Here is a 19090-nt window from a genome sequence, read left to right as displayed (position 1 = left end):
CGGATTATGCCGGAACCTCCGGGCGGCTGCCCCGCGTGCGCCTCGATCGGGCCGGAGTAGACTGGCGCCTCGCACCGGTGGCCGCGGCCGCCGGAGCGGAGGGACGCATGCTGGATCTCAAGCGGCTCCTCGCCGACCCGGAAGAGGCGCGGCGCCGGCTGGCGGCGAGGGGCGGTGATTTCGACCTTTCGGGGTTGATGCGCCTCGACGCCGAGCGCCGCGCCGCGATCGCCGAGTCGCAGCGCCTGAAAACGGAGAGGAACGAGGCCTCGCGCCGGATCGGCGCGCGGATCAAGGCCGGCGAGGATGCCGGCCCGGAACGGGAACGCGTGCGGGCCCTGGGCGAGCGCATCAAGGCTCTCGACGAGCGCGTCGCGGCCATCGAGTCGCAGCTCGCGGAGATCTGCCGGTCGCTGCCGAATTTTCCCCATCCCTCCTGTCCGGTCGGCCCCGACGAGTCGGCGAACCGGGTGGAGCGCGTCTGGGGGGAAAAGCCGTCGTTCTCGTTCCCTCCGCGGGACCATGTCGAGATCGGGGAGCTCAGCGAGACGCTCGACTTCGAACGCGCGGCGAAGGTCACGGGAGCGCGCTTCACCGTGCTCACCGGCCTCGGAGCGCGGCTCAACCGTGCGCTGATCCAGTTCATGCTCGATCTGCACACGGAGCGTCACGGCTACCGGGAGGTTCTGCCGCCGTTCATCGTCCGCCGGGAGGCTCTCGTGGGAACCGGACAGCTCCCCAAGTTCGAGGAGGACCTGTTCCGGCTTTCCGATCCCGACGACTGGTACCTCGTTCCGACCGCCGAAGTTCCGGTGACCAACCTCCACCGGGACGAGATCCTCGCGGAAGAGAGCCTTCCGATCCGGTACGCGGCCTACACCCCCTGCTTCCGCGCCGAGGCCGGTTCGTACGGGCGCGACGTGCGCGGCATGATCCGCCAGCACCAGTTCGACAAGGTCGAGCTCGTCGCCTTCTCGCGGCCGGAGGACTCCTACGACGTGCTCGAGCAGCTCACCGGGCACGCGGAGGAGGTGCTGCGTCGGCTCGGCCTGCACTACAGGGTGGTCACCCTCTCGACCGGCGATCTCGGCTTCGCCGCCGCGAAGACCTACGACCTCGAGGTCTGGCTGCCGAGCCAGAACGCCTACCGCGAAATCTCCTCCTGTTCGAACTTCGAGGATTTCCAGGCTCGGCGGGCGAACATCCGCTACCGTCCGTCCGGCGGCGGCAAGCCGCGTTACGTGCACACCCTGAACGGGTCGGGGCTGGCGGTCGGCCGGACGCTGGTCGCGATCATGGAGCAGTACCAGCGCGAGGACGGCACCTTCGACGTGCCCGACGCGCTCCGGCCCTATCTGGAGGCGCGGCTGTGACCGCAGCGCCGGGAGGCATCCCATGTTCCGAACCGCATTGATCGCCGCCGCAACACTCGGGCTCGTCCCGCCGGCCGCGTTCGCCGGCGAGGAGCCGCCCGCTGCGCCACCCTCCGAGCAGATGGAGGCGTGGTTGAAGGCGGGCCGCCCCGGGGAACACCACCGCCACCTCGCCCGGCTGGAGGGCCGCTGGAAGGCCGACATCACCTCCTGGATGCCCGGCCCGGAAGGGAGGCAGGAAGTCAAGTCCACGGGAACGATGGAATCACGGATGATCATGGGCGGCCGCTACCTCGAATCGCATTTCGAGGGGACGCTCATGGGGCAGACCTTCCAGGGCTTCGGACTCGACGCCTACGACAACATCGCCGGGGAATACGTCGGCATCTGGATCGACAGCATGAGCACGATGATCGCCGTGTTCCGCGGCCAGTGCGACGGCACGGGCAAGGTCCGCACCTCGTTCGCCGAGTTCCAGGACCCCCTCACCGGTCGCAAGTTGCGTCACAAAGGGGTGACCACGATCGTCGACGACAAGACCTACCTCTACGAGGCGTTCGACTACGACGAGGAGGGGAAGGAGGTTCCCGCCATGCGGATCGTCTTCACCCGCGTCGAATAGGCGGCCCGGCGCTCACGACTCGACGGCGAGGGCGACGATGCCGGCGACGAGGCCGAGGAACTCGAGGTCGTCCGGCTCGAGGTCGCGGTCGCGGGGACCGGCGTAGGCGAGCAGGAGCCCGGCCTTCGAGCGCCCGACCGGGCAGCTCAGGACGGCGCGGAGCCCGGCCACCGCCTCGTGCGACTGCCCGAACATCAGCTCCCCCTCGATGTCGTGGGTGAGCAGCGGCTGGCCGCGCTCGAGCAGGCCGCTGGCGACGGAGCCGATGCCGGGTGAGAGCACGCTGTTCAGCGGGTCGGCGTCCCGGCCGCTCACGGCGATCTCCTTGAGCGGCTGGCCCGGGCCCGCGTTGAGCAGCGCCGAGCCGACGGAAAGATCGAGACCGGCGAGCGCCGACGAAAGAGCGAGCTTGTACAGGGCGATCGGCTCGCGAGAGACGCCGGCGATCTGCACCAGCCGCGCCAGGGCCTTGCGCTCGCGCCGCGCCCTCGCGAGCAAGACGTCGCGATCCGGTCCGGCGACCAGCTTCTCCGACATCTTCAGGTTCGCTTCGACCGCCTGCTTGAGGAGCTCGTCCAGCTCGGAGGAGCTGTCGGCGTTCGGCGCGGCCGTTTCGAGGGGAGCCTCGTGGACGTAGCCCGTCCCGGCCGGGGGCGCGGCCCGCGTCCGGCCGGCCTTCGCGGGCGCCGCCGCGGCCGCCGGGGCGAAGCGCGCGAACGCCTGTTCCACCTTCGCCCGGATCGATCCGACCGGGCCGGCGAGCACGCTGCCGCTGCGTGACGCGATCTCCTCGAGGGTCAGCACCGTGATCTCTTTGAACGTCTCGATCACCCCGTCCCCGCGGGTCGCGATCGCCTCCAGGGCTGGAACGCCGCGCCAGTTGAGCTCGGCGTTCATCTGCTCGACCGGCATCGCGTCGGGAAGATCGCGCTTGTTCCACTGGAAGACGAGAGGAATCGTCTCGGGATCGAGTCCGTTGGACTGCAGGTTGTTCTTCAGGTAGCGGATCATGTTCTTGTTGGCGTCCCGTCGATCGGGCGCCGAGTCCGCTACGAAGACGACGCCGTCCGCCCCGGCGAGCACCTGCTTTCGCGTGGTGTCGTAGTGGATCTGCCCCGGCACCGTGTACAGCTTCAGCCGGACATCCATCCCGTACAGCTTGCCCAGGTCGAACGGAAGAAGGTCGAAGAACAGGGTCCGGTCGCCGCTGGTCTTGAGCGAGACCATCGGCTGCTTCGCGTCGGGATCGGTCAGGCGGTGGAGCGTCTCGAGGTTGGTCGTCTTGCCGGACAGCCCGGGCCCGTAATAGACGAGCTTGACGTAGAGCGCCTTTTCCGTGCTGCTGAGCTGCATGCCGGCTCCCTCGGCCCGACCGGCGGCGCGCACCCGCCCTGCCGGACTCCTCGGCCGGAGGGGCCGCGACTTGAGCTGGCTCCTTGTTCGTTATGGTTCGCCAGTTTTCGGATCGGGGCCCCGACCGCTTCCGCGAGCGGCTCAGCGCCGGAGGAACAGGCGCTTGTACCAGGGAACGCCCTCCCGCTTGAGCTGCTCCCGCCGCTCCCGGATCCGGCGCTTCTGCTCCTCGAGCGCCAGCCGCTCCAGGAACGCGTCCCCTTCGCTTTCGTGGCACTCCTTGTACTTGCGGCCGGACCCGCAGGGGCAGGGATCGTTCCGGCCGACCTTCACGAGATGGCGGGGTGCCGGCTTGTACGAAAAGCCGGGCCATATGACCCGCCCGTAGCCCTTCTTCTTGCCCATCGGCTCGCCTTCTCCCGCCGCACGCCGGACCGCGGCGCGGCCGGCGGCGCTGGCCACATCCTACTCCGGCATCCGCTCGCCGCGCCGTGAAAAGAGAGCCGCCGCGGTGCCATCGGTACGGGAGCCGGAGCCGATGGCAGCCGCTGTCCAGGATCGCGCCCGCGCGGCCTTCCTTCCGGTGGACCGGCAGCTCGGCCGCCGCGCGCGGGCCTCGGTCGAGGCCATCGCCGAGACGCTGGCGGGCGATGAAGAGGACGCACACGACCCCACCCTCGCCACCGGCACCGCCGGCGTCGCGCTCTTCCTCGCCTACGCCGGGCGTTCGTTCGGCTCGGAGCGCTGGTCGCGCGCCGCCGCGCTCCGGCTCTCCGCGGCGCTGGCCGCCGCGCCGCGCCGCTGCTCGAGCGCGGCGCTCTTCGGCGGGCTCCTCGGCCCGGTCTGGGTCGCGGCCCACCTCGCGCGCGAAGGCCTGCTTCCCCTGGCCTTCGAGCGCGCGGTGCGGCCCGCCGACGCTCTCATCGGCGGGCTGTGCCGCCGGGCCGGCGATACGGCGCCGGTCGAGCTGATGTACGGTCTCGCCGGCTACGGTGTCGCAGCGCTCGAGCGCGGCGGGAATCGCGAGGCCGGCCGGGCGCTCGAGGAGGCGGTGCGGCGGATCGTGCGCCGCGCCGAGCGCGACGGGTCCGGCGTCCGCTGGGCCACACCTTTCGGTGACTACGAGTACAACCTCGGCCTGGCGCACGGCGTCCCCGGCGTCGCCGCCTTCCTCGCGCGCGCGGCAGCGGCCGGCCCCGGTGACGACGAGGAGCTGCGGTCCGTGATCTCCGGGGCGCTCCGTTGGACCTGGCGGATGCAGCGTCGCGGGGGGGCGCTCCGGTTCCCGGCGATGACCGGCCGTGCAGCCGGTCGCCCCGCGCGCTCGCGGCTGGGGTGGTGCTACGGCGATCTCGGCGTCGCGTCCGCGATGGCCATGGCGTCTCGGGTCACGGGCGATCGGCGCTGGTGCGCCCGGGCGCGGGCCCTCGCGCTGCGGGCCGGCTTTCTCCCGCCGAAGCTCGCGGGCGTGGCCGACGCCAGCCTCTGCCACGGAGCGGCCGGCGTGGCCCACCTGTGCGGCCGCCTCGGCCGCGCCCTGCGTGTCCCCGCTCTGCTCCGCGCCGCCCGCCGGTGGCTGCGCCGGGCGGTCGATTTCCACCGGCCGGACGTCGGCGGGATCGCCGGGCTGGAGCCCGTCCCGGGCCCGGCGCCGGGGCGGGCCCCGACGCCGGGGGAGCGGCGCTGCTTCCTGATCGGGGCCGCGGGTGTCGGCCTCGTGCTCCTCGAGGCACTGGGACCGGAACCGCCGGCCTGGGACCGCGTGCTCCTGCTCTCCGCGCCCGAGGTGGGAGGATGGCGATGAAACGCCGCGGGAACGCCACCGTGCCCTTGACGCCCGCCGGATTCGCCCTGGCGCGGATCCCCCTCTTTCCGGGATCCGCCGTCCGGCCCGTCTTCGAGGGCCTCGCCGCACCCTCCGCGTCCGGCGGCGACCTGATCCCCGCGGCGGAGAGGGATCGCGAGCGGATGCGGGATTTCGTCCGCGAGCGGTGGCGCGATCCCTCGGTGCGGGCCGCGATCTGGATCGCCTCGCCCGATCTGGCGCGACGCTTCGATCTCTGGGCGGGCGGCCACCCCGGCTCCGGCGCGCGGGTCGAGGAAGCGGCCCTGTCCTACCTCCTCCGCATGTCGTGCCGGCCCACCCCGTTCGGCCTGTTCTCCGCCTGCGCCCTCGCGCACGTCGGCGGGGGCGACGAGTTCCGGATCGGGTCGCGGGAGTCGATCCGGCGCCGCACCCGCCTCGATTCCGCGTTCCTGGCGCGATGGCTCGCCCGGTTCCGGCGCGGAACGAAAGGCCCGGAGGCGGAGCGCCTCACCGCCAACGAAACGCTCTACCGCGCGGCCGGCAAGTGGCGGTTCGCGGCGAGGCCGGGCCTCCCCGGCACCGAGACGGGCGCCGAGGAGGTGGCGGTCCGACCGAGCGGGCCGCTGGATCGCCTCGTCGCCGCCGCTCGCCGGGGGCTGAGCTTCGGGGAGGCGGTGGACCTGCTGGTCGCCGAGGGCCACGAGCGAAAGGCCGCGGAGGCCTTCGTTCGCGAGCTGGTCGACTGCCAGCTGCTCCAGCCGGAGGCCCGCCCGTGCTTCACGGGACGGGATCCGCAGCGCGATCTCGCCGCTCGCCTCGCCGGGGCCGGTTCCGACGCGGGGAGGGTGCTTGCGCGGACGCTTTCCGTTCTCGATCGCATCGACGCCGCTCCGCTCGTTTCGCTGCCCGCCGCGTGCGAGCGGCTCCGGGCCGATCTCCGGAGCCTTTCCGGCGGCGCGGAAGACGCCCGCTTCGTGCGCGCCGACAGCTATCGCACCGGGTCGCGGATCCGGCTCGGCGAGGAGTCGATCTCCCGGATCGCCGGCGCGATCCGCCTGCTCCACCGGACGGCGCCCGAGCCCGCGCCCACCGATCTCGACCGGTTCCGGGACGCCTTCGTCGAACGCTACGGCCGCGAGCGCGTGCCCCTCCTGGCTGCCCTCGACGCGGAGACGGGCCTGCTCGAGGCCTTCGCCGGACCGCGTCCGGCAGCCGCCGGGTGGATCGGCGAGCTGCCGATCGCGCCGGGTTCCCGCGCCGCGCGCCGCGCGCCCTGGGGTCCCCGCGAGGAGGCGCTGCTGGATCTCGCCCGCCGCGCCTGGGAGTCGGGCGCCGCCGAAATCGAGCTCGACGAGCGGACGATCGCCCGGATGGAGGCCGCTGCGCCGCGGCCGTTGCCGCCCTCGCTCGCGGCCCTCGTCGCCTTCGCGCGTCCCTCGGGCCGCGCTCCGTCGATCCTGTTCCGCGGCGCGAGCGGTCCCACGGGGGCGCGCCTGCTCGCCCGCTTCGCAGCGCTCGACGGCGAGCTCGAACGGCACCTTGGCGAGCTGGCCAGGCGCGAGGAGGAGCTGTGGCCGGGCGTGCTTCTCGCCGAGGTCGTGCACGACCCTGGCGGCAGCGCCGGGAACGTCCTCGAGCGGCCGGCCCTCCGGCGTTACGAGATCCCCTGCCTCGCCGGCCGCGGCGGCTCGCCGCAAGTCCTGCCCTTGGACGACCTCCTGGTCTCCGTGGAGGAGGGGAGGGTCGTGCTGCACTCGCGGCGGCACGGGCGGGAGGTCGTTCCGCTCCTGTCGAGCGCCCATCACGTGGCGCCGAACGCGCTTCCGGTCTACCGGTTCCTGACCTCCCTGGCCGCGCAGGATCTCCTCCCGGGTGTCGCCTGGGACTGGGGCCCCGTCGGCTCGGCGCGGTGGCTCCCGCGGGTCGTGTGGCGCGGCGTCGTGCTCGCGCGCGCCCGCTGGACCGTGGCGCGGGACGACTGGGAGGCGTGGGCGGATCAGCGCGGGGCCTCGTTGATCCGCCGCCTGCGGAGCTGGCGCGAGCGGCGCGGCTTACCCCGGCGGGTGGTGATCGCCGAGTTCGATCACGAACTCCCCATCGACTTCGAGAACGTCCTCCTGGCGGAGCTGTTCGCGCGGACCGCGCGCTCACGCGGCCGCGTCGAGCTGCGGGAGTGGTTCCCGCCGCCGGACCGCTATCCCGGGCAGGGCCCGGACGGCGCCTACGCGGTCGAGGCGGTGGTTCCGTTCTTTTCCGCTCCCCGCCCCGCGCGCGCGGCGCCACCGCGCCCCGCTCCCGCCGCGGTCACCCGCCGGTGCTTCGCCCCGGGAAGCGAGTGGATCACGTTGAAGTTCTATGCCGGGCCCTCCTCGGCGGAGGATCTCCTCCTCCGGGAGATGGCCCCGGCGGCCCGCGCGCTGGTCGCCTCGCGCAGCGCCGCCTGCTGGTTTTTCGTCCGGTACGCCGATCCCGATCCGCACGTCCGGCTGCGCGTCCGCGCCCTCGGCCCGGACGTTGCACAGGCGCAGGAGGTGCTGCTCCGCCCGGCGCGCCGCGCGCTCGAGGACGGCGGGCTCGTGCGCGTCGCGCTCGACACCTACCGGCGCGAGATCGAGCGCTACGGCGGAGCGGAGGCGATCGAGCGGGTCGAGCGGTTCTTCGGTGCCGACAGCGACGCGGCGGTCGATCTCCTGGAGATCCTCCGCGAAACGGGCCGCGACTCGGAGCGCTGGCTGGCGGCATTCCTGTCGGTCGGCCGCCTTCTGGCCGCACTCGGCTTCGAAGCCGGAGCGCGGGCTGCCCTTGCCGGAGGTATCCGCGAGGGGGCGGCGCGCTTCCTGCCGGACGCCGCCGCACTGCGCCGCGCGCTCGCTTCCAGGCTGCGCGAGGAGAGGGGACGGCTCGAACGGCTCCTCGCCGGCGAGGCGGTGGAGGACTGGGAGGCGGGGATGCTCGCCATCCTCGAGCGCCGCGACGAGGCGGCCCGCCGGCTCGGGCTCGAGTTGCGCTCTCTCGAGCGCTCGCGCCGCCTGTCGTGCTCGGTCGCCGAGATCGCCGCGAGCCTCGCCCACATGGCCGTGAACCGGATCATGCGGGACCTCCACCGCGCCTGCGAGCTGGTCGTGGGCGACTTCCTGGGGCGGATCGAGACCTCCCGCGCCGCGCGCGCGCCGGCCACCGCCCCCCGGGCCATGGCGCGATGAGCACCGGACCGGAGACGGGCGCCCGCGCCGGGGGAAACGGGACGAGAGCGGGCCGCCGGGCCCTGTTCCGCGCGGAGGCGCTGCGCCACCACGCGCGGCGCGGACGCTACGGCGAGCCGGTCCGGGTGCGCCGTTTCCGCCGCCGCCGGATCCCCTTCGTCGCCGGCTTTTCGGAGTCGGACTGCGCCGCCGCCTGCCTGGCGATGGTCCTCGCCGCGCACGGGCGCCGCGTCCCTCTTGGCACCGTGCGGGCCGCTCTGGGCCGGAGCGCGGGCGGCGCGACGGCGCGCGACATCGTGGACGCGGCGGAACGCTGGGGCCTGTCGGGCCGCGGCCTCCGGCTGTCGCTGGGCGATCTTCGCTTCCTCCCCCCGGGGTCGATCCTGCACTGGGGATTCGACCACTTCGTCGTCTTCGAGCGGGCCACCCGGCGCGGCGCCGTCGTCGTCGATCCCTCGTTCGGCCGGCGGAAGGTCTCGCGCGAGCTCCTCCGCCGCGAGTTCACAGGGGTGGCACTGGTCTTCGAGCCGCGCCCGTGCCCGGCGGCCGTTCCCTCGTCTCGGCGGCGTCACTGGCTGCTCCCGCTCCTCTGGAGACACAAGGGGAGGGTCGCGGTCTGCCTCGCTCTCACGCTCGCCGTCCAGCTCGGTGCGCTCGCGGTTCCGCTGCTGACGGGGAGCCTCGTCGACAGGATCGCGCCGGGGGCGAAGAGCGCCGTCCTCGTCGCCTTCGTCGCGGGATTGCTGGGCGTCGCCGCGGGATCGGCGCTGGCGACGCTGGCCCGCGGGCGCGCGCTGGTCGCCCTGCGCACGCTCCTCGAGGAACGGCTGTCGACCGCGTTCGTCGAGCACCTGGCCCGCCTCCCGTACGCCTTCTTTCTGGCCCACTCTTCGGGAGACCTGCTCACCCGCCTCGCGAGCAATCGCGTCGTGCGGGATGCGCTGACCGGCGCCGTCCTCTCCGGCCTGCTCGACGCCCTGTTCGCCGCGGTCCACCTGGCGGCGCTCGCCTGGATCTGGCCGCCCGCGGGGGCGATCGCGCTCTCGGCCGGGGCGGCGCAGGCGGTGCTCCTCGCGGCGTCGCGCCGGCGCGAGCGGGAACTGGCCGCGTCGGAACTCGAAAGCCGCGCCCGGGAGCAGGGGGAGCTCGTGGAGATGCTCGCGGGGATGGAAACGCTCAAGGCGCTCGGCGCGGAGAGTGAGGCCGTCCGGAGCTGGGCGCAGCGCTACGCCGAGGAGCTGAACGCCGCGCTCGCGCGCGGCCGCCTGGAATCCTGGGTCGAGGCCGCAGGGCTGCTCGTTCGCCAGGCGGCGCCGGCGGCCGTCCTCGGAGGGGCAGGCGTGGCCGTCCTCGACGGACGGCTCTCCGTCGGGACGATGCTGGCGCTGTCGATGCTGGCGGGAGGCTTTCTCGCCCCGCTGGCCGGGATGCTCGCGACCGGTCTCTCCTTGGCGCGGTTGCGCAGCCACACCGAGCGGATCGCCGAAGTGCTCGAAACTCCCGCCGACTCGAGCCCGGCGCCGTCTGCGGCGCCGCCCGTGCTGCGGGGCGGCGTGGAACTCCGCCGGGTTTCCTTCCGCTACGGGGAGCGAGAGCCGTGGGTTCTCCGGGATGTTTCCCTGGCGATCCGGCCCGGGGAGCGAGTGGCGATCGTCGGGCGCTCCGGTGCCGGGAAGACGACGCTGGCCCGGCTCGTCGTCGGTCTGCTGGACCCCGTGGAGGGCGAGATCCTCTACGACGGCGTTCCCCGCAGAGCGTTCGACCCCGGCGCGCTCCGCCAGCGCATGGGGATCGTTCCCCAGCGCCCCTACGTCTTCGCCGCCTCGGTGGCGGCCAACGTCTCGCTCGGCGATCCGCGCTGCACGCGCGAGCGGATCGTGGAGGCGGCTCGCCTCGCCGGGATCCACGAGGAGATCGCCGCGCTGCCGCTCGGCTACGACACCGTGCTCCCGGACGGCGGCCGGTCGCTCTCCGGAGGGCAGCGCCAGCGGCTCGCGCTGGCCCGCGTCTTCGCGCGCCGCCCGGCGCTCGTCGTCCTCGACGAGGCGACGAGCGAACTCGACGCGCTCGGCGAGCGCGCGGTCGTCGACCGCCTGAGATCGATGAGGGTCACGCAGATCGTCATCGCCCACCGGCTGAGCACGGTCGCCGATGCCGACCGGATCGTCGTCCTCGAGCGCGGGCGGATCGCGGAGACCGGAACGCACGCCGAGCTGCTCGCGCACGGGAGGATCTACCCGCGCCTCGTCGCCGCGCAGATGAGTCCGGCGACCGCGCGTTCGTGAGGCGAGGGGCGGATCCGAGGGCCGGCGAGTCGATGAACCCGGTGCCACGACAAAACCCGGGCGCGACCGCGGCGCCGGAAGCCCGTCTCGCCGGGAGAACCTCGCGTGAAATGCGCCCGGCCGCGGTGCTAACCGGGTGGAGGCCCCCGGGGCGAACGCTCCGGGGAGCCCTGGAGGACCCGACCATGAACCATGAACGCAACGACGACGTGCGGGACGAGCCGAGGCTCACGCTCGACCGCGAGACCGTCCGCCGCCTGACGCGCGAGGACCTCTCCCGCGTCGGAGGTGCGCAGAAAAGGACGGTGCAGATCTACTGCTTCACCCAGGCCAATTGGTGCCCGCACACCTTCATCGATTGCCCCACGATCACCTTGTGACCGGCAGCTTCCTCTTCCGCGGCGGGCCGGGGATCTCCCCGGCCCGTTCGCTCTCCGGGACGAGGCCGGCCGGCTTCCGATCGGGAACTCTGCTCTTTTTCTGCTCGGCCGCCCCCGGTCTCCACGGCCTCGATCGCCCGCCGGGGAGCGGGCGATCGACCGAGGCGACCCGCTGTCCGGGCGGTTCGGCGATAATCCGATATCTCCGCCGGCGGGGGCCCGGACGAGGGGAGCGACGTGCGCGAACCGACCCGGAGGCACGAGGCGGCCGGCGGCCGCCGATGAAAGAGCCGATCGCAGCGGTGAGGCCCGGCCTGCCGGAGCCTCTCGCATGGCTCGCGGACTTGGCGCTGGCCGACCTCCGCCCGGAGCGGCCGGCCGCCGGACGGGAACCTCGTGGCGCGGTCGAGACGGCCCGTCTCCATCGCCTGCTGCCCCTCTACGCCTGGTGGCGCGCGCGCCGCGGGGACGATCCCGAGGCGGCGGCGCTCCACGCGCAGTTCCGGGCCCGCGACGCCGCCCAGCTCCTCCTCGCAGGGGAAGTGCTCGACCTGCTGGCGCAGCGCGGCGTGCGCGCCATGCCGCTCAAGGGTGTCGCTCTGGCCGAGAGCCTCTATGCGGACCCCTCGCTGAGGGAGTGCGAGGACATCGACATCCTGGTCGACCGGGAGGGACTCGAGACGGCGCGCACGGCGATGGCCGGCCTGGGTTACACCCGGCGCGCCAGCGTCTATCCCGAAATCGAGCGCTATCACGAGACGTGGAGTCGGGGCCCGGGAAAACCGGCCGCCGTCGTCGAGCTCCATTGGGACCTCTCGCCTCGCACCGATCCGGTCTCGTTCGACATGGGCGCATGGTGGAACGAGGCCCGCCCCGCCGGCGGGAGGCTGGGTTCCATCCTGCGTCCCGATCCCGCCCACGAGCTGGCGTACCTCAGCTGGCACGCGCTCGCATCGGGCACGGTCACGCTGCGCGACCTGGGTGACGTGGCCCGTCTCGCGCGCCGGGTCGCCGATGACGGAACGCTGGAACGCGCGGCCGAGTTCGCGGAGGCTTCCGGCGCGGGGAGGCACTTCCACCTCGCCCTCTGCTACGCCCGGGAACTCTGGCCCTGGATCGCCCCTGCCTGCCCCGGCACCGGCGCGCCGGTGCGGGCCCGGCCGGCGCGGCTGGCGAGGCGCCTGACCTGCCTGCGCTCGGCTCTCGGGCGCGTCGAGCGCCCGTTCTGGGCCGAGTCCTGCCTCGCGCGCGCACTCCTGTGGCCCGGCCCGTTCCGCTGGCGGGGCGTGCTGCACGAGGCGCTGCTCTCGCTGCGATACGCACGCCTGAAGGCCGGCGCACCCGCTTCCCGCTGGCTCGCCCCCAAGGCGACGGCCGTGCTCCTGCTGACCCGGCTCCTGCTGCTCCTTCCGCGGCGGTCGCGGGAGAAGGCGCTCACCCTCCTCGCCCGCCACTCGCTCCGTTCGCCGGCGTGACCGGCTCCTCGCTCAGGTCGATCAGGAAGGCCTCCGGGCACCGCGCGCGCACGCGGTGACGCTCGACGAGCCGCCACCCGCCAGGAGCGGCGTCGAGGTCCTGCACCTCGACGATCATCCAGCGGGCTCCCGCCGCGAGGAACCTCGACACGTCGACCGATCCCAGCTCCTGGCGGCAGACGGAAAAGCCCGTGGTCCCGGTCCAGAAGAACATGTAGGGCTTGTGGTAGGCGACCGGGCGTCCCGTGGGGTCGCGGCAGTCGCCGCCGCTGGCGACGATCCGGCGGGCGCCATCGAGGAGCGGCGCGAAGGATCGTGCGCACTCGTGGAGAGCGTGGGGAGGCCGCGGGCGGTCGTGCCACCAGCTCCGCCTCGCCCCGTCGAGAACCAGGACCGTCGCAGCCAGGGCTCCGAGGGCCGCGAGCACCGTGCGGCGCGAACCGGACGCGCGCCCCGGGAGCAGGAGGAACGCCGCGGCGAGCGCACCCGCCGCGGCCCCGGCGGCGGCCGCCGAGACGAGCGCCGGCGGAGAAAGGCCGGAGTCGGCGGAGCGCGCGAGGCCCCACGCCGCCCCTCCGATCGCGGCGGCCGGGGCGGCGAAAAGGAGAGCGCGCCCGCGCCCCGCCTCCAGGAGGAACTGGGCGGCGGCACCGACCATGAGCGCTGTCGGAGGGAGGCTGGCGAGGTGGTAGTAGGCTGCCCAGGCGTCCCCGGTGGTCCGTCCTGCTGCGAGGTAGAACAGGTAGGCCGCGCCGAGCCAGGCCACCTCCAGGTCGCATCCGCGGCCCCGCCACCGGGCGGCGATCGCCAGCAGGAGGAGGAGCGCGCCGCCGGGCAGGATCACCGCGGCGAACTCGAGCTTCGCGATGTCGGCCAAGAAGCCGGGATGCCCGAGCATGTCGACACCGATCCAGTGAGACTCGTCGCTCAAGCCGAGCGAGTTCCCATAACGGAGCCAGAGTCCGTGGGCGTGGCCGTACCAGACGGCCGCGGGAAGCGCGGCGGCCAGGCTCACGCGAGCGGCGCCCGACAAGCCTTTGCGCCACCCTCCCTGGTGGCGGAGCGAGCGGACGGCGACGACCGGCAGGATCAGAGCGGCCGGCGCCTTCGCCAGCACGGCCAGAGCGGCGAGGAGCGACGCCGGCCACAGCCGGCCGCTCCGGGCCGACAGCCACGCCTCGAAGCTCAGGATGGCGCCGAGCGCCAGCGCGAGCATCAGCGCGTCCGGCTGGATCTCGTTCGACACGCCGGCGAGGGTGGGATTGAGGACGAAGGCGGCCAACGCCACCGCGCGGCCCGCCGGCGGCAGGCGCCGCCGTGCCAGCGCGTCGAAGATCAGGGCAGCCGCGCACGTGGCGAGAAAGGCCAGCAGGCGTCCCCACCGGAGCGGCACGCCCGCGACACGGTGCGCGACGCCCAGCGCCCACGGAAGGAACGGGAACTCCATCTCGACGAAGCCCGGTCCCTCTCCCCGCCAGTCGACCCGCGGGAACGCCGGGTCGAGCCCCTCCCGGGCGAAGTTCCGGGCGATCGCCGCGTCGTCGATCGTTCGCCAGTGCGGCTGGTCGAGCGGCTGGAGCACCCCGATGCCGTGAAGGGCCAGTCCGAGCAACAGGATCAGCGGCGGCAGCGCGCGCGCCGCGAGGGCGGAGGCGGAACCGGCCCCGGCGGGCGGCGGCGCGGTCGGCCGGCGGTGGCGCTCGTCTTCTCTCACGTGGCGCCTAAGTTACTATGGAACCCGGGGCGCGATCGCGACGCGCGTGCGGCGCGCGCCGGAGCCGAGGGGAGCGGACATCATGCCGGAGCCCGCGGGCCGGGCGGCCGCGGCGAACTGCGAGGTCGAGCCGATCGCGGACCGCGGCCGTTTCGACGCCTGCGCGGCCGAATGGGAGGCGTTACGGCGCGCGGTGGGCGCAGCCGATCCGTTCGCCAGCCATTCCTGGGTCTCGATCTTCTGGAAACACTTCGGACCGGAAGGACGCACGGCGGTGCTCCTGCTGCGCGCGGCCGGAGAGCCGGCGCTCGGCCTTCCGCTGGTGGTTCCCCCGGGCGCGGCGCGCCTGGCGCGCGCCCGCTTGTGGCGCTCCCTGACGAACCACCACTCGTACCGGTTCACCCCGCTCGTGGATCCGAAACGCGCAGGGGAGGCCGGAGAGGCGTTGTTCCGGTGGCTGCGCCACCGCGGCGACGCCGCCGTCCTCGAGCTCGTCCCGGGAGACGCGCGGAGTCTGCGCCCCTGGCTGGAGGGCTGGCAGGCGGCGGGCGGCCGGTTCCGGCTCTGGAAGGCCGTACCGTCTCCCTACGTCCGGATCGAAGGGGACTGGGAGGCCTACGAGGCGGGTCTTCGCACCAAGTTCCGCGCCAACCTTCGGCGGCGCCGCCGGAACCTCGAGAAGCGGGAAGGTGAAGTCGCCGTGGAAACGGTCACGGGAGGAGAGCGGCTGGCGGGCGCTCTCGGCGACGCTCTCGAGATCGAGGCGGCCGGCTGGAAGGGGCGCCGCGGCAGCGCGATCCGCTGCCGGCCGGAGCTGGCGTCGTTCTACGCCGAGTGGTGCGCGCGCGCCGCCGAACTCGGATGGCTGCGGCTCAGCTTCCTCACCGCCGGGGGCCGCCGCATCGCGTTCAATCTCAACCTGGAAGTCGAAGGCCGCGAGTACTGCCTGAAGATCGGGTACGCGCCGGAGATGGCGCGGTATTCTCCGGGCCAGCTGCTGTGGCAGGAACTGCTCCGGGACGCCTTCCGGAGAGGGCTGAGCGAGTTCGACTTTCTCGGCGACGTCACGCCCGCCAAGCAGGAATGGCGTCCGGCCCTCCGGGATGTCTATTGGGTGTACCTCTATCTTCCGACGGCGGCGGGCCGGCTCCACGAGGCGGTGAAGTTCGGCGCGGTGCCGCGGCTCAAGCGTTGGACGGCGAGATGGCGAAGCCGCGCTACGTGACGTTCGACCCGGTGCTGCGCCCAGGCGACGTTCTCCCCAGGGAGCCGGCTGCTCCGGATCCGCCGTTCGACGATCCTCGATCGCGCTTCTACTACATGGCCCGCAACGCGCTGTGGGCAGGGGCGCGCGCGTTGGGCCTCGGTCCGGGCAGCACGGTTCTCATGCCGGCCTATCATCACGGCATCGAGGTCGAGGTTCTCAGGGTTCTGGGCGTTCGCTTCGACTTCTATCCCATTCGTCCCGACCTGCGCGCCGATCCCGAGGAGCTCCACCGGCGGATCGCGGCAGGGCCCGCCGCGGTGTATGTCACCCACTACCTGGGACGTCCGCAGCCGATCGCCGAGATCCGGCGCCTGTGCGACGAGGCGGGTGTCCCGCTGATCGAGGACTGCGCGCTGTCGCTTTACGGCGAGGAGGGGGGGCGGCCGCTCGGCTCCTTCGGCGACTTCGCGATTTTCTGCCTCTACAAGACGCTTCCGGTCCCGCACGGGGGGATGCTCCGCTGGAACCGCGGCGGCGACGCCCCTCCCGGGCCGGCCCGCAGGCCCGATCGACTCTCCACCGCCGCGTTCACGCTGCATCGCCTGCTCGACGCCGCGCGGCTCGGCGGGGGGAGGCTCCGGCGGGGAGCCGCCGACCTGGCCACCCGCACGGCCCGCCTGCTCAAGCGCCTCGGAAGAGCGGAGGTGGTCGGGGTCGACACCGAGGAGCTCGATCCTGAGATGCTCGATCTCGGCGTCTCCCCGTGGGTGGCGCGGCTGGCGCGTGCCGCCCGCCGGGCGGAGATCGTGAGCCGCCGGCGGCGAAATTTCCTCCGGCTGCACGAGCTGGCCGGCGAGGCGGCCCCCAGTCCGCTCGCCCCGCTCGGCGAGGGGACCTGCCCGCTCTCCTACCCGGTGCTCGCGCGCGACCGGGCGGCGCTGCGGGCGCGCCTGGCCGAGGCCGGCATCGAGACGATCTCGTTCTGGTCTCGCCATCACCCGGCCTGCCCCCCGGGCCGTTTCGCTCAGGTGGACCTGTGGCGCCGGACGGTGGTCGAGCTTCCCGTGCACCAGGATCTGCGCGACGAGGACGTAGACTGGATGGCCCACGTGCTGCGCCGGCATCGCGATCTCGTTCTCGGGAGGGAGTTCTGGAGGCCGCGGAGTGCGGCGCGCGGTTGACGGGCCGGAACGCCGCGAAGCGGAGGGAGGGCATGGACGACAAGCGCACGCCGGGACGCCGGCACCATTGGATGGCCGCGCTCGCCGTCCTTCTCGTCCTGACCGGCCTCCAGCACGGAGGCGCGGTCCCGTGGGGTAACGAGAACTTCTACCTGATCCGGCTCTACCGCCTCGGGCACCCGGACTTCCTCGCGAACGACTGGACGCTCCGCCAGCCGGCACCCGAGCACTGGTTGTTCAATCACATCGCCGGTCCGCTGAGCATCCCGTTCGACATCGAGACCTTCGGCGCGATGGGGCGTCTCGCCGGATGGATTGGCGGACTCGCGGTCCTCCTCGTCGTCGCGCGCGAGGCTGGGCTCACCGCGCCGCTGGCCGCTCTTGCCCTGGCGCTGTGGCTCGGCTCGGGCCAGTCGATCGTGGCCCGGAGCTGGATGCTCAAGACCTTCGAGGCGAAGACGTTCGCTTACGCGGCCCTTTTCTTGTCGCTCCGGGCGGTGAGCCGGAGCGCCGTGGAGAAGGCCGGGCTGTGGGCGGGCCTCGCCACCGCCCTTCATCCCTCGGTGGGAGGATGGGGGGCGATCACCCTCCTACCGGCGCTGCGGCGGCCCCCGTCCGCCCGCCGCGCCGCAGCGGCGGCGGCGCTGTTCGCCGTCCCGGCTGCCGTCGGGATCCTCCCGCTGCTTCTCGCGCCCGGGGGGGTGACGTCGGCGGAGGAGTGGCGCTACATGGCGCTCGTCAAGATGCCCGAGCACCTCGACCCGGCGACCTGGCCGGTGAGGCGCCTCGTCCTCCTCGGCGTGCTGTTCGCGGTGAACGTCCTCGTCGCCCGATCGCAACTGTGGGAGCGCCCCCTCTGGCGCGCCGCCACCGTGTGGCAAGCGGCCGCCGCGTCCGTCTTTGCCGCGGGGTGCGTCGCCCGGGTCGCGGGCTTCGACCGCTTCCTGGCCACCTTTCCGTTCCGCCTCTTCCCCCTGCTGACGCCGCTGTTCTTCTTCCTCGGGGCCTGCGCATGGGCGGCGGAGGGGGGATGGCGGCAGGCGGGCATGGCCCTCAGAGCGTTCCTGATCGCCGCGCTCGCCGCTGTGCCCAGTCCTCTGTTCGGGCTCGCCGACGCCGCCAGACCGGCTCTGACGAGCTGGTTCCGGGCGCCGACCGATCTCGAACGGGCCCTGGGCTGGTGCCGCGACCGCCTTCCGGAGGACGCGGTTCTGGTGGCGCCGCCCTGGTTCCGGGGCAACTGGTCCGTCTCGCGGCGCGCCATCGTGGCCAGCCGCGTCTATCACCCCTACACCTCGTTCCGGGAATGGCGCGAGCGCTGCGATCTGCTGCTCGGGCCCGTGGGTCGCGGAACCGGAGAGGAGGAACTGGCCGAGCGCTACCGGCGGCTGACCGCCGGCGCGGTGCGCGAGGCGGCGCGCCGGTACGGTGCCACGCACGTCGTCATCGACGCGGAGCTGCCGCTGCGGAAACTCGCGGCGTTCGGCGAGTGGTGCGTCTACGAGATCGGCGGCGAGGCGGTTGAGCCGGGCGGAAACTCCGGCAGCTCGGCCCCGGAGAGCTCTTCGGCGAACCGGCCAAGGGGCAGCACATCGAAGTCGCGGACGTAGGCGTCGAGCCAGGCCGAGACCCACTGCCGTTTCCGGTCGCCGGGCAGGTCCATCGCGGGGAAAAAGCGGAGCGAGGGCACCTCGTCGCCTCCGAGGAAATCCAGGGGATGGAGCAGCAGTGAGGGGGAGACCCGTCGGATGCGGCAGAGACGGAGCGCGAAGCGGAAGTAGAGGGTCGCCACGAGGTGAGACCGCCGCGCCAGGAAAAGCAGATAGCTCACGTGGAAGGGGATGCGGAGCAGCGGCACCGTGGTGACCGGCAACTCGAGGATCGTCCGGGGCCCGAGCCGCCACCGGTAGGGCCGCAGGGGCCGCCATCCGTCGGAGAATCGCCCGAAGAGCCGGGCGCGCTTGGCCCGCTCCTCCCCTGCGACCGGCGCCGTCCGCAGGTAGTACAGTCGCGCCAGCGGGCCGATGAAGGTCGGTAGCGTCGAGGCGTCGTAGACGTAGCCGGCCCGCGACAGGACATGGAGCACGGCGGGGCTGACGCTGAAGCCGGGGCCCCGGAAGCCCACCGGGCTGCGCCCCGTGGCGTTTCGAAGCGCCGCCGTGGACCGCTCGATCTCCGCCGCGAGATCCTTCTCGGCGTAGAGGTGGAGCCAAGGCTCGTGCTCGTGCGAGTGATTCCCGATCTCGTGTCCGCGGCGCGCCACCTCCTCGAGCGCTGCCCGGTGGGCGTCGATCTCCGCGTCCCGGCCCACGACAAAGAACGTGATCGAAACGTTCAGCCGGTCGAGGATCGGCAGAACGAGGTCGATCAGCCGCGGAATGTAGGACGGATGCGAGCGCCATCGGGCATCGCCGCGGACGCGGAGGTAGGACCACTCGTTGTCGAGGTCCAGCGACAAGGTCGCCGGCATCCGGTTCGCCCGCGCGGTCA

At 73.3% G+C, this 19090-nt stretch carries 13 protein-coding genes and 1 pseudogene; 10 read left to right on the top strand and 4 right to left on the bottom strand.

The window, feature by feature from the left end; translation table 11 throughout:
* Positions 1 to 107: 107 nt before the first annotated feature.
* Both D6718_11100 and D6718_11095 read left to right on the top strand, forming a co-directional pair.
* The gene (locus D6718_11100) at positions 108 to 1373 is read left to right on the top strand and encodes a serine--tRNA ligase (GenBank protein RMG43967.1); all 1266 of its coding nucleotides are present in this window, start codon (positions 108 to 110) and stop codon (positions 1371 to 1373) included.
* A 22-nt stretch (positions 1374 to 1395) separates the two neighbouring features.
* On the top strand, positions 1396 to 1995 hold the full coding sequence (locus D6718_11095; GenBank protein RMG43966.1) for a DUF1579 domain-containing protein: 600 nt from the start codon (positions 1396 to 1398) through the stop codon (positions 1993 to 1995).
* Between the two features lie 804 nt (positions 1996 to 2799).
* Here D6718_11095 and D6718_11090 read toward each other — a convergent pair.
* Positions 2800 to 3348: pseudogene (locus tag D6718_11090) on the bottom strand (gliding-motility protein MglA).
* Positions 3349 to 3489: 141 nt separating this feature from the next.
* Complete coding sequence (locus D6718_11085) at positions 3490 to 3753, bottom strand: hypothetical protein (protein RMG43972.1); 264 nt, start codon at positions 3751 to 3753, stop codon at positions 3490 to 3492.
* 133 nt (positions 3754 to 3886) lie between these two features.
* Between D6718_11085 and D6718_11080 the strand changes: the two genes are divergently transcribed.
* From D6718_11080 to D6718_11060, 5 genes are all read left to right on the top strand, one after another.
* On the top strand, positions 3887 to 5152 hold the full coding sequence (locus D6718_11080) for a hypothetical protein (protein RMG43965.1): 1266 nt from the start codon (positions 3887 to 3889) through the stop codon (positions 5150 to 5152).
* On the top strand, positions 5143 to 8358 hold the full coding sequence (locus tag D6718_11075) for a hypothetical protein (GenBank protein RMG43964.1): 3216 nt from the start codon (positions 5143 to 5145) through the stop codon (positions 8356 to 8358). Before D6718_11080 ends, D6718_11075 begins: the two co-directional genes overlap by 10 nt.
* A complete protein-coding gene (locus tag D6718_11070; GenBank protein ID RMG43963.1) occupies positions 8355 to 10643 on the top strand; it encodes a peptidase domain-containing ABC transporter in 2289 nt (762 codons plus the stop codon). Before D6718_11075 ends, D6718_11070 begins: the two co-directional genes overlap by 4 nt.
* A gap of 185 nt (positions 10644 to 10828) precedes the next feature.
* Complete coding sequence (locus tag D6718_11065; protein RMG43962.1) at positions 10829 to 11023, top strand: hypothetical protein; 195 nt, start codon at positions 10829 to 10831, stop codon at positions 11021 to 11023.
* 281 nt (positions 11024 to 11304) lie between these two features.
* Positions 11305 to 12498 (top strand): hypothetical protein, encoded by a 1194-nt coding sequence (locus D6718_11060; GenBank protein ID RMG43961.1) that lies wholly within the window; start codon positions 11305 to 11307, stop codon positions 12496 to 12498.
* On the opposite strand, the gene D6718_11055 is transcribed toward D6718_11060, so the two are convergent.
* The gene (locus D6718_11055; protein RMG43960.1) at positions 12458 to 14212 is read right to left on the bottom strand and encodes a DUF2029 domain-containing protein; all 1755 of its coding nucleotides are present in this window, start codon (positions 14210 to 14212) and stop codon (positions 12458 to 12460) included. The two genes, D6718_11060 and D6718_11055, sit on opposite strands and share 41 nt — an antisense overlap.
* Positions 14213 to 14294: 82 nt before the next feature.
* Here D6718_11055 and D6718_11050 point away from each other — a divergent pair, with 82 nt between their 5' ends.
* Genes D6718_11050 through D6718_11040 form a run of 3 tightly spaced genes read left to right on the top strand, consistent with a single transcriptional unit; the run spans position 14295 to position 18210 of the window.
* Entirely contained in the window at positions 14295 to 15437 is a 1143-nt protein-coding gene (locus D6718_11050) for a GNAT family N-acetyltransferase (protein ID RMG43959.1), read from the top strand.
* On the top strand, positions 15296 to 16600 hold the full coding sequence (locus D6718_11045) for a DegT/DnrJ/EryC1/StrS aminotransferase family protein (protein RMG43958.1): 1305 nt from the start codon (positions 15296 to 15298) through the stop codon (positions 16598 to 16600). The genes D6718_11050 and D6718_11045 overlap by 142 nt, the downstream gene beginning before the upstream one ends.
* A 32-nt stretch (positions 16601 to 16632) precedes the next feature.
* Positions 16633 to 18210, top strand: a complete 1578-nt coding sequence (locus D6718_11040) for a hypothetical protein (GenBank protein RMG43957.1) — start codon at positions 16633 to 16635, stop codon at positions 18208 to 18210.
* On the opposite strand, the gene D6718_11035 is transcribed toward D6718_11040, so the two are convergent.
* Entirely contained in the window at positions 18099 to 19070 is a 972-nt protein-coding gene (locus D6718_11035; GenBank protein RMG43971.1) for a polysaccharide deacetylase, read from the bottom strand. The two genes, D6718_11040 and D6718_11035, sit on opposite strands and share 112 nt — an antisense overlap.
* Positions 19071 to 19090: the final 20 nt, after the last annotated feature.

This window comes from Acidobacteriota bacterium, assembly GCA_003696075.1.
In the GTDB taxonomy this organism is placed as follows: Bacteria; Acidobacteriota; Polarisedimenticolia; order J045; family J045; genus J045.
Note: the sequence above shows the minus strand (reverse complement) of the source record. Positions and strands in the feature narration are given on the sequence as shown.

Coding starts and splice junctions, on each gene's coding strand:
- D6718_11060 (RMG43961.1), top strand. CDS start 11,305: ATGAAAGAGCCGATCGCAGCGGTGAGGCCCGGCCTGCCGGAGCCTCTC.
- D6718_11040 (RMG43957.1), top strand. CDS start 16,633: ATGGACGACAAGCGCACGCCGGGACGCCGGCACCATTGGATGGCCGCG.
- D6718_11070 (RMG43963.1), top strand. CDS start 8,355: ATGAGCACCGGACCGGAGACGGGCGCCCGCGCCGGGGGAAACGGGACG.
- D6718_11045 (RMG43958.1), top strand. CDS start 15,296: ATGGCGTCCGGCCCTCCGGGATGTCTATTGGGTGTACCTCTATCTTCC.
- D6718_11050 (RMG43959.1), top strand. CDS start 14,295: ATGCCGGAGCCCGCGGGCCGGGCGGCCGCGGCGAACTGCGAGGTCGAG.
- D6718_11035 (RMG43971.1), bottom strand. CDS start 19,070: ATGCCGGCGACCTTGTCGCTGGACCTCGACAACGAGTGGTCCTACCTC.
- D6718_11095 (RMG43966.1), top strand. CDS start 1,396: ATGTTCCGAACCGCATTGATCGCCGCCGCAACACTCGGGCTCGTCCCG.
- D6718_11065 (RMG43962.1), top strand. CDS start 10,829: ATGAACCATGAACGCAACGACGACGTGCGGGACGAGCCGAGGCTCACG.
- D6718_11080 (RMG43965.1), top strand. CDS start 3,887: ATGGCAGCCGCTGTCCAGGATCGCGCCCGCGCGGCCTTCCTTCCGGTG.
- D6718_11100 (RMG43967.1), top strand. CDS start 108: ATGCTGGATCTCAAGCGGCTCCTCGCCGACCCGGAAGAGGCGCGGCGC.
- D6718_11075 (RMG43964.1), top strand. CDS start 5,143: ATGGCGATGAAACGCCGCGGGAACGCCACCGTGCCCTTGACGCCCGCC.
- D6718_11085 (RMG43972.1), bottom strand. CDS start 3,753: ATGGGCAAGAAGAAGGGCTACGGGCGGGTCATATGGCCCGGCTTTTCG.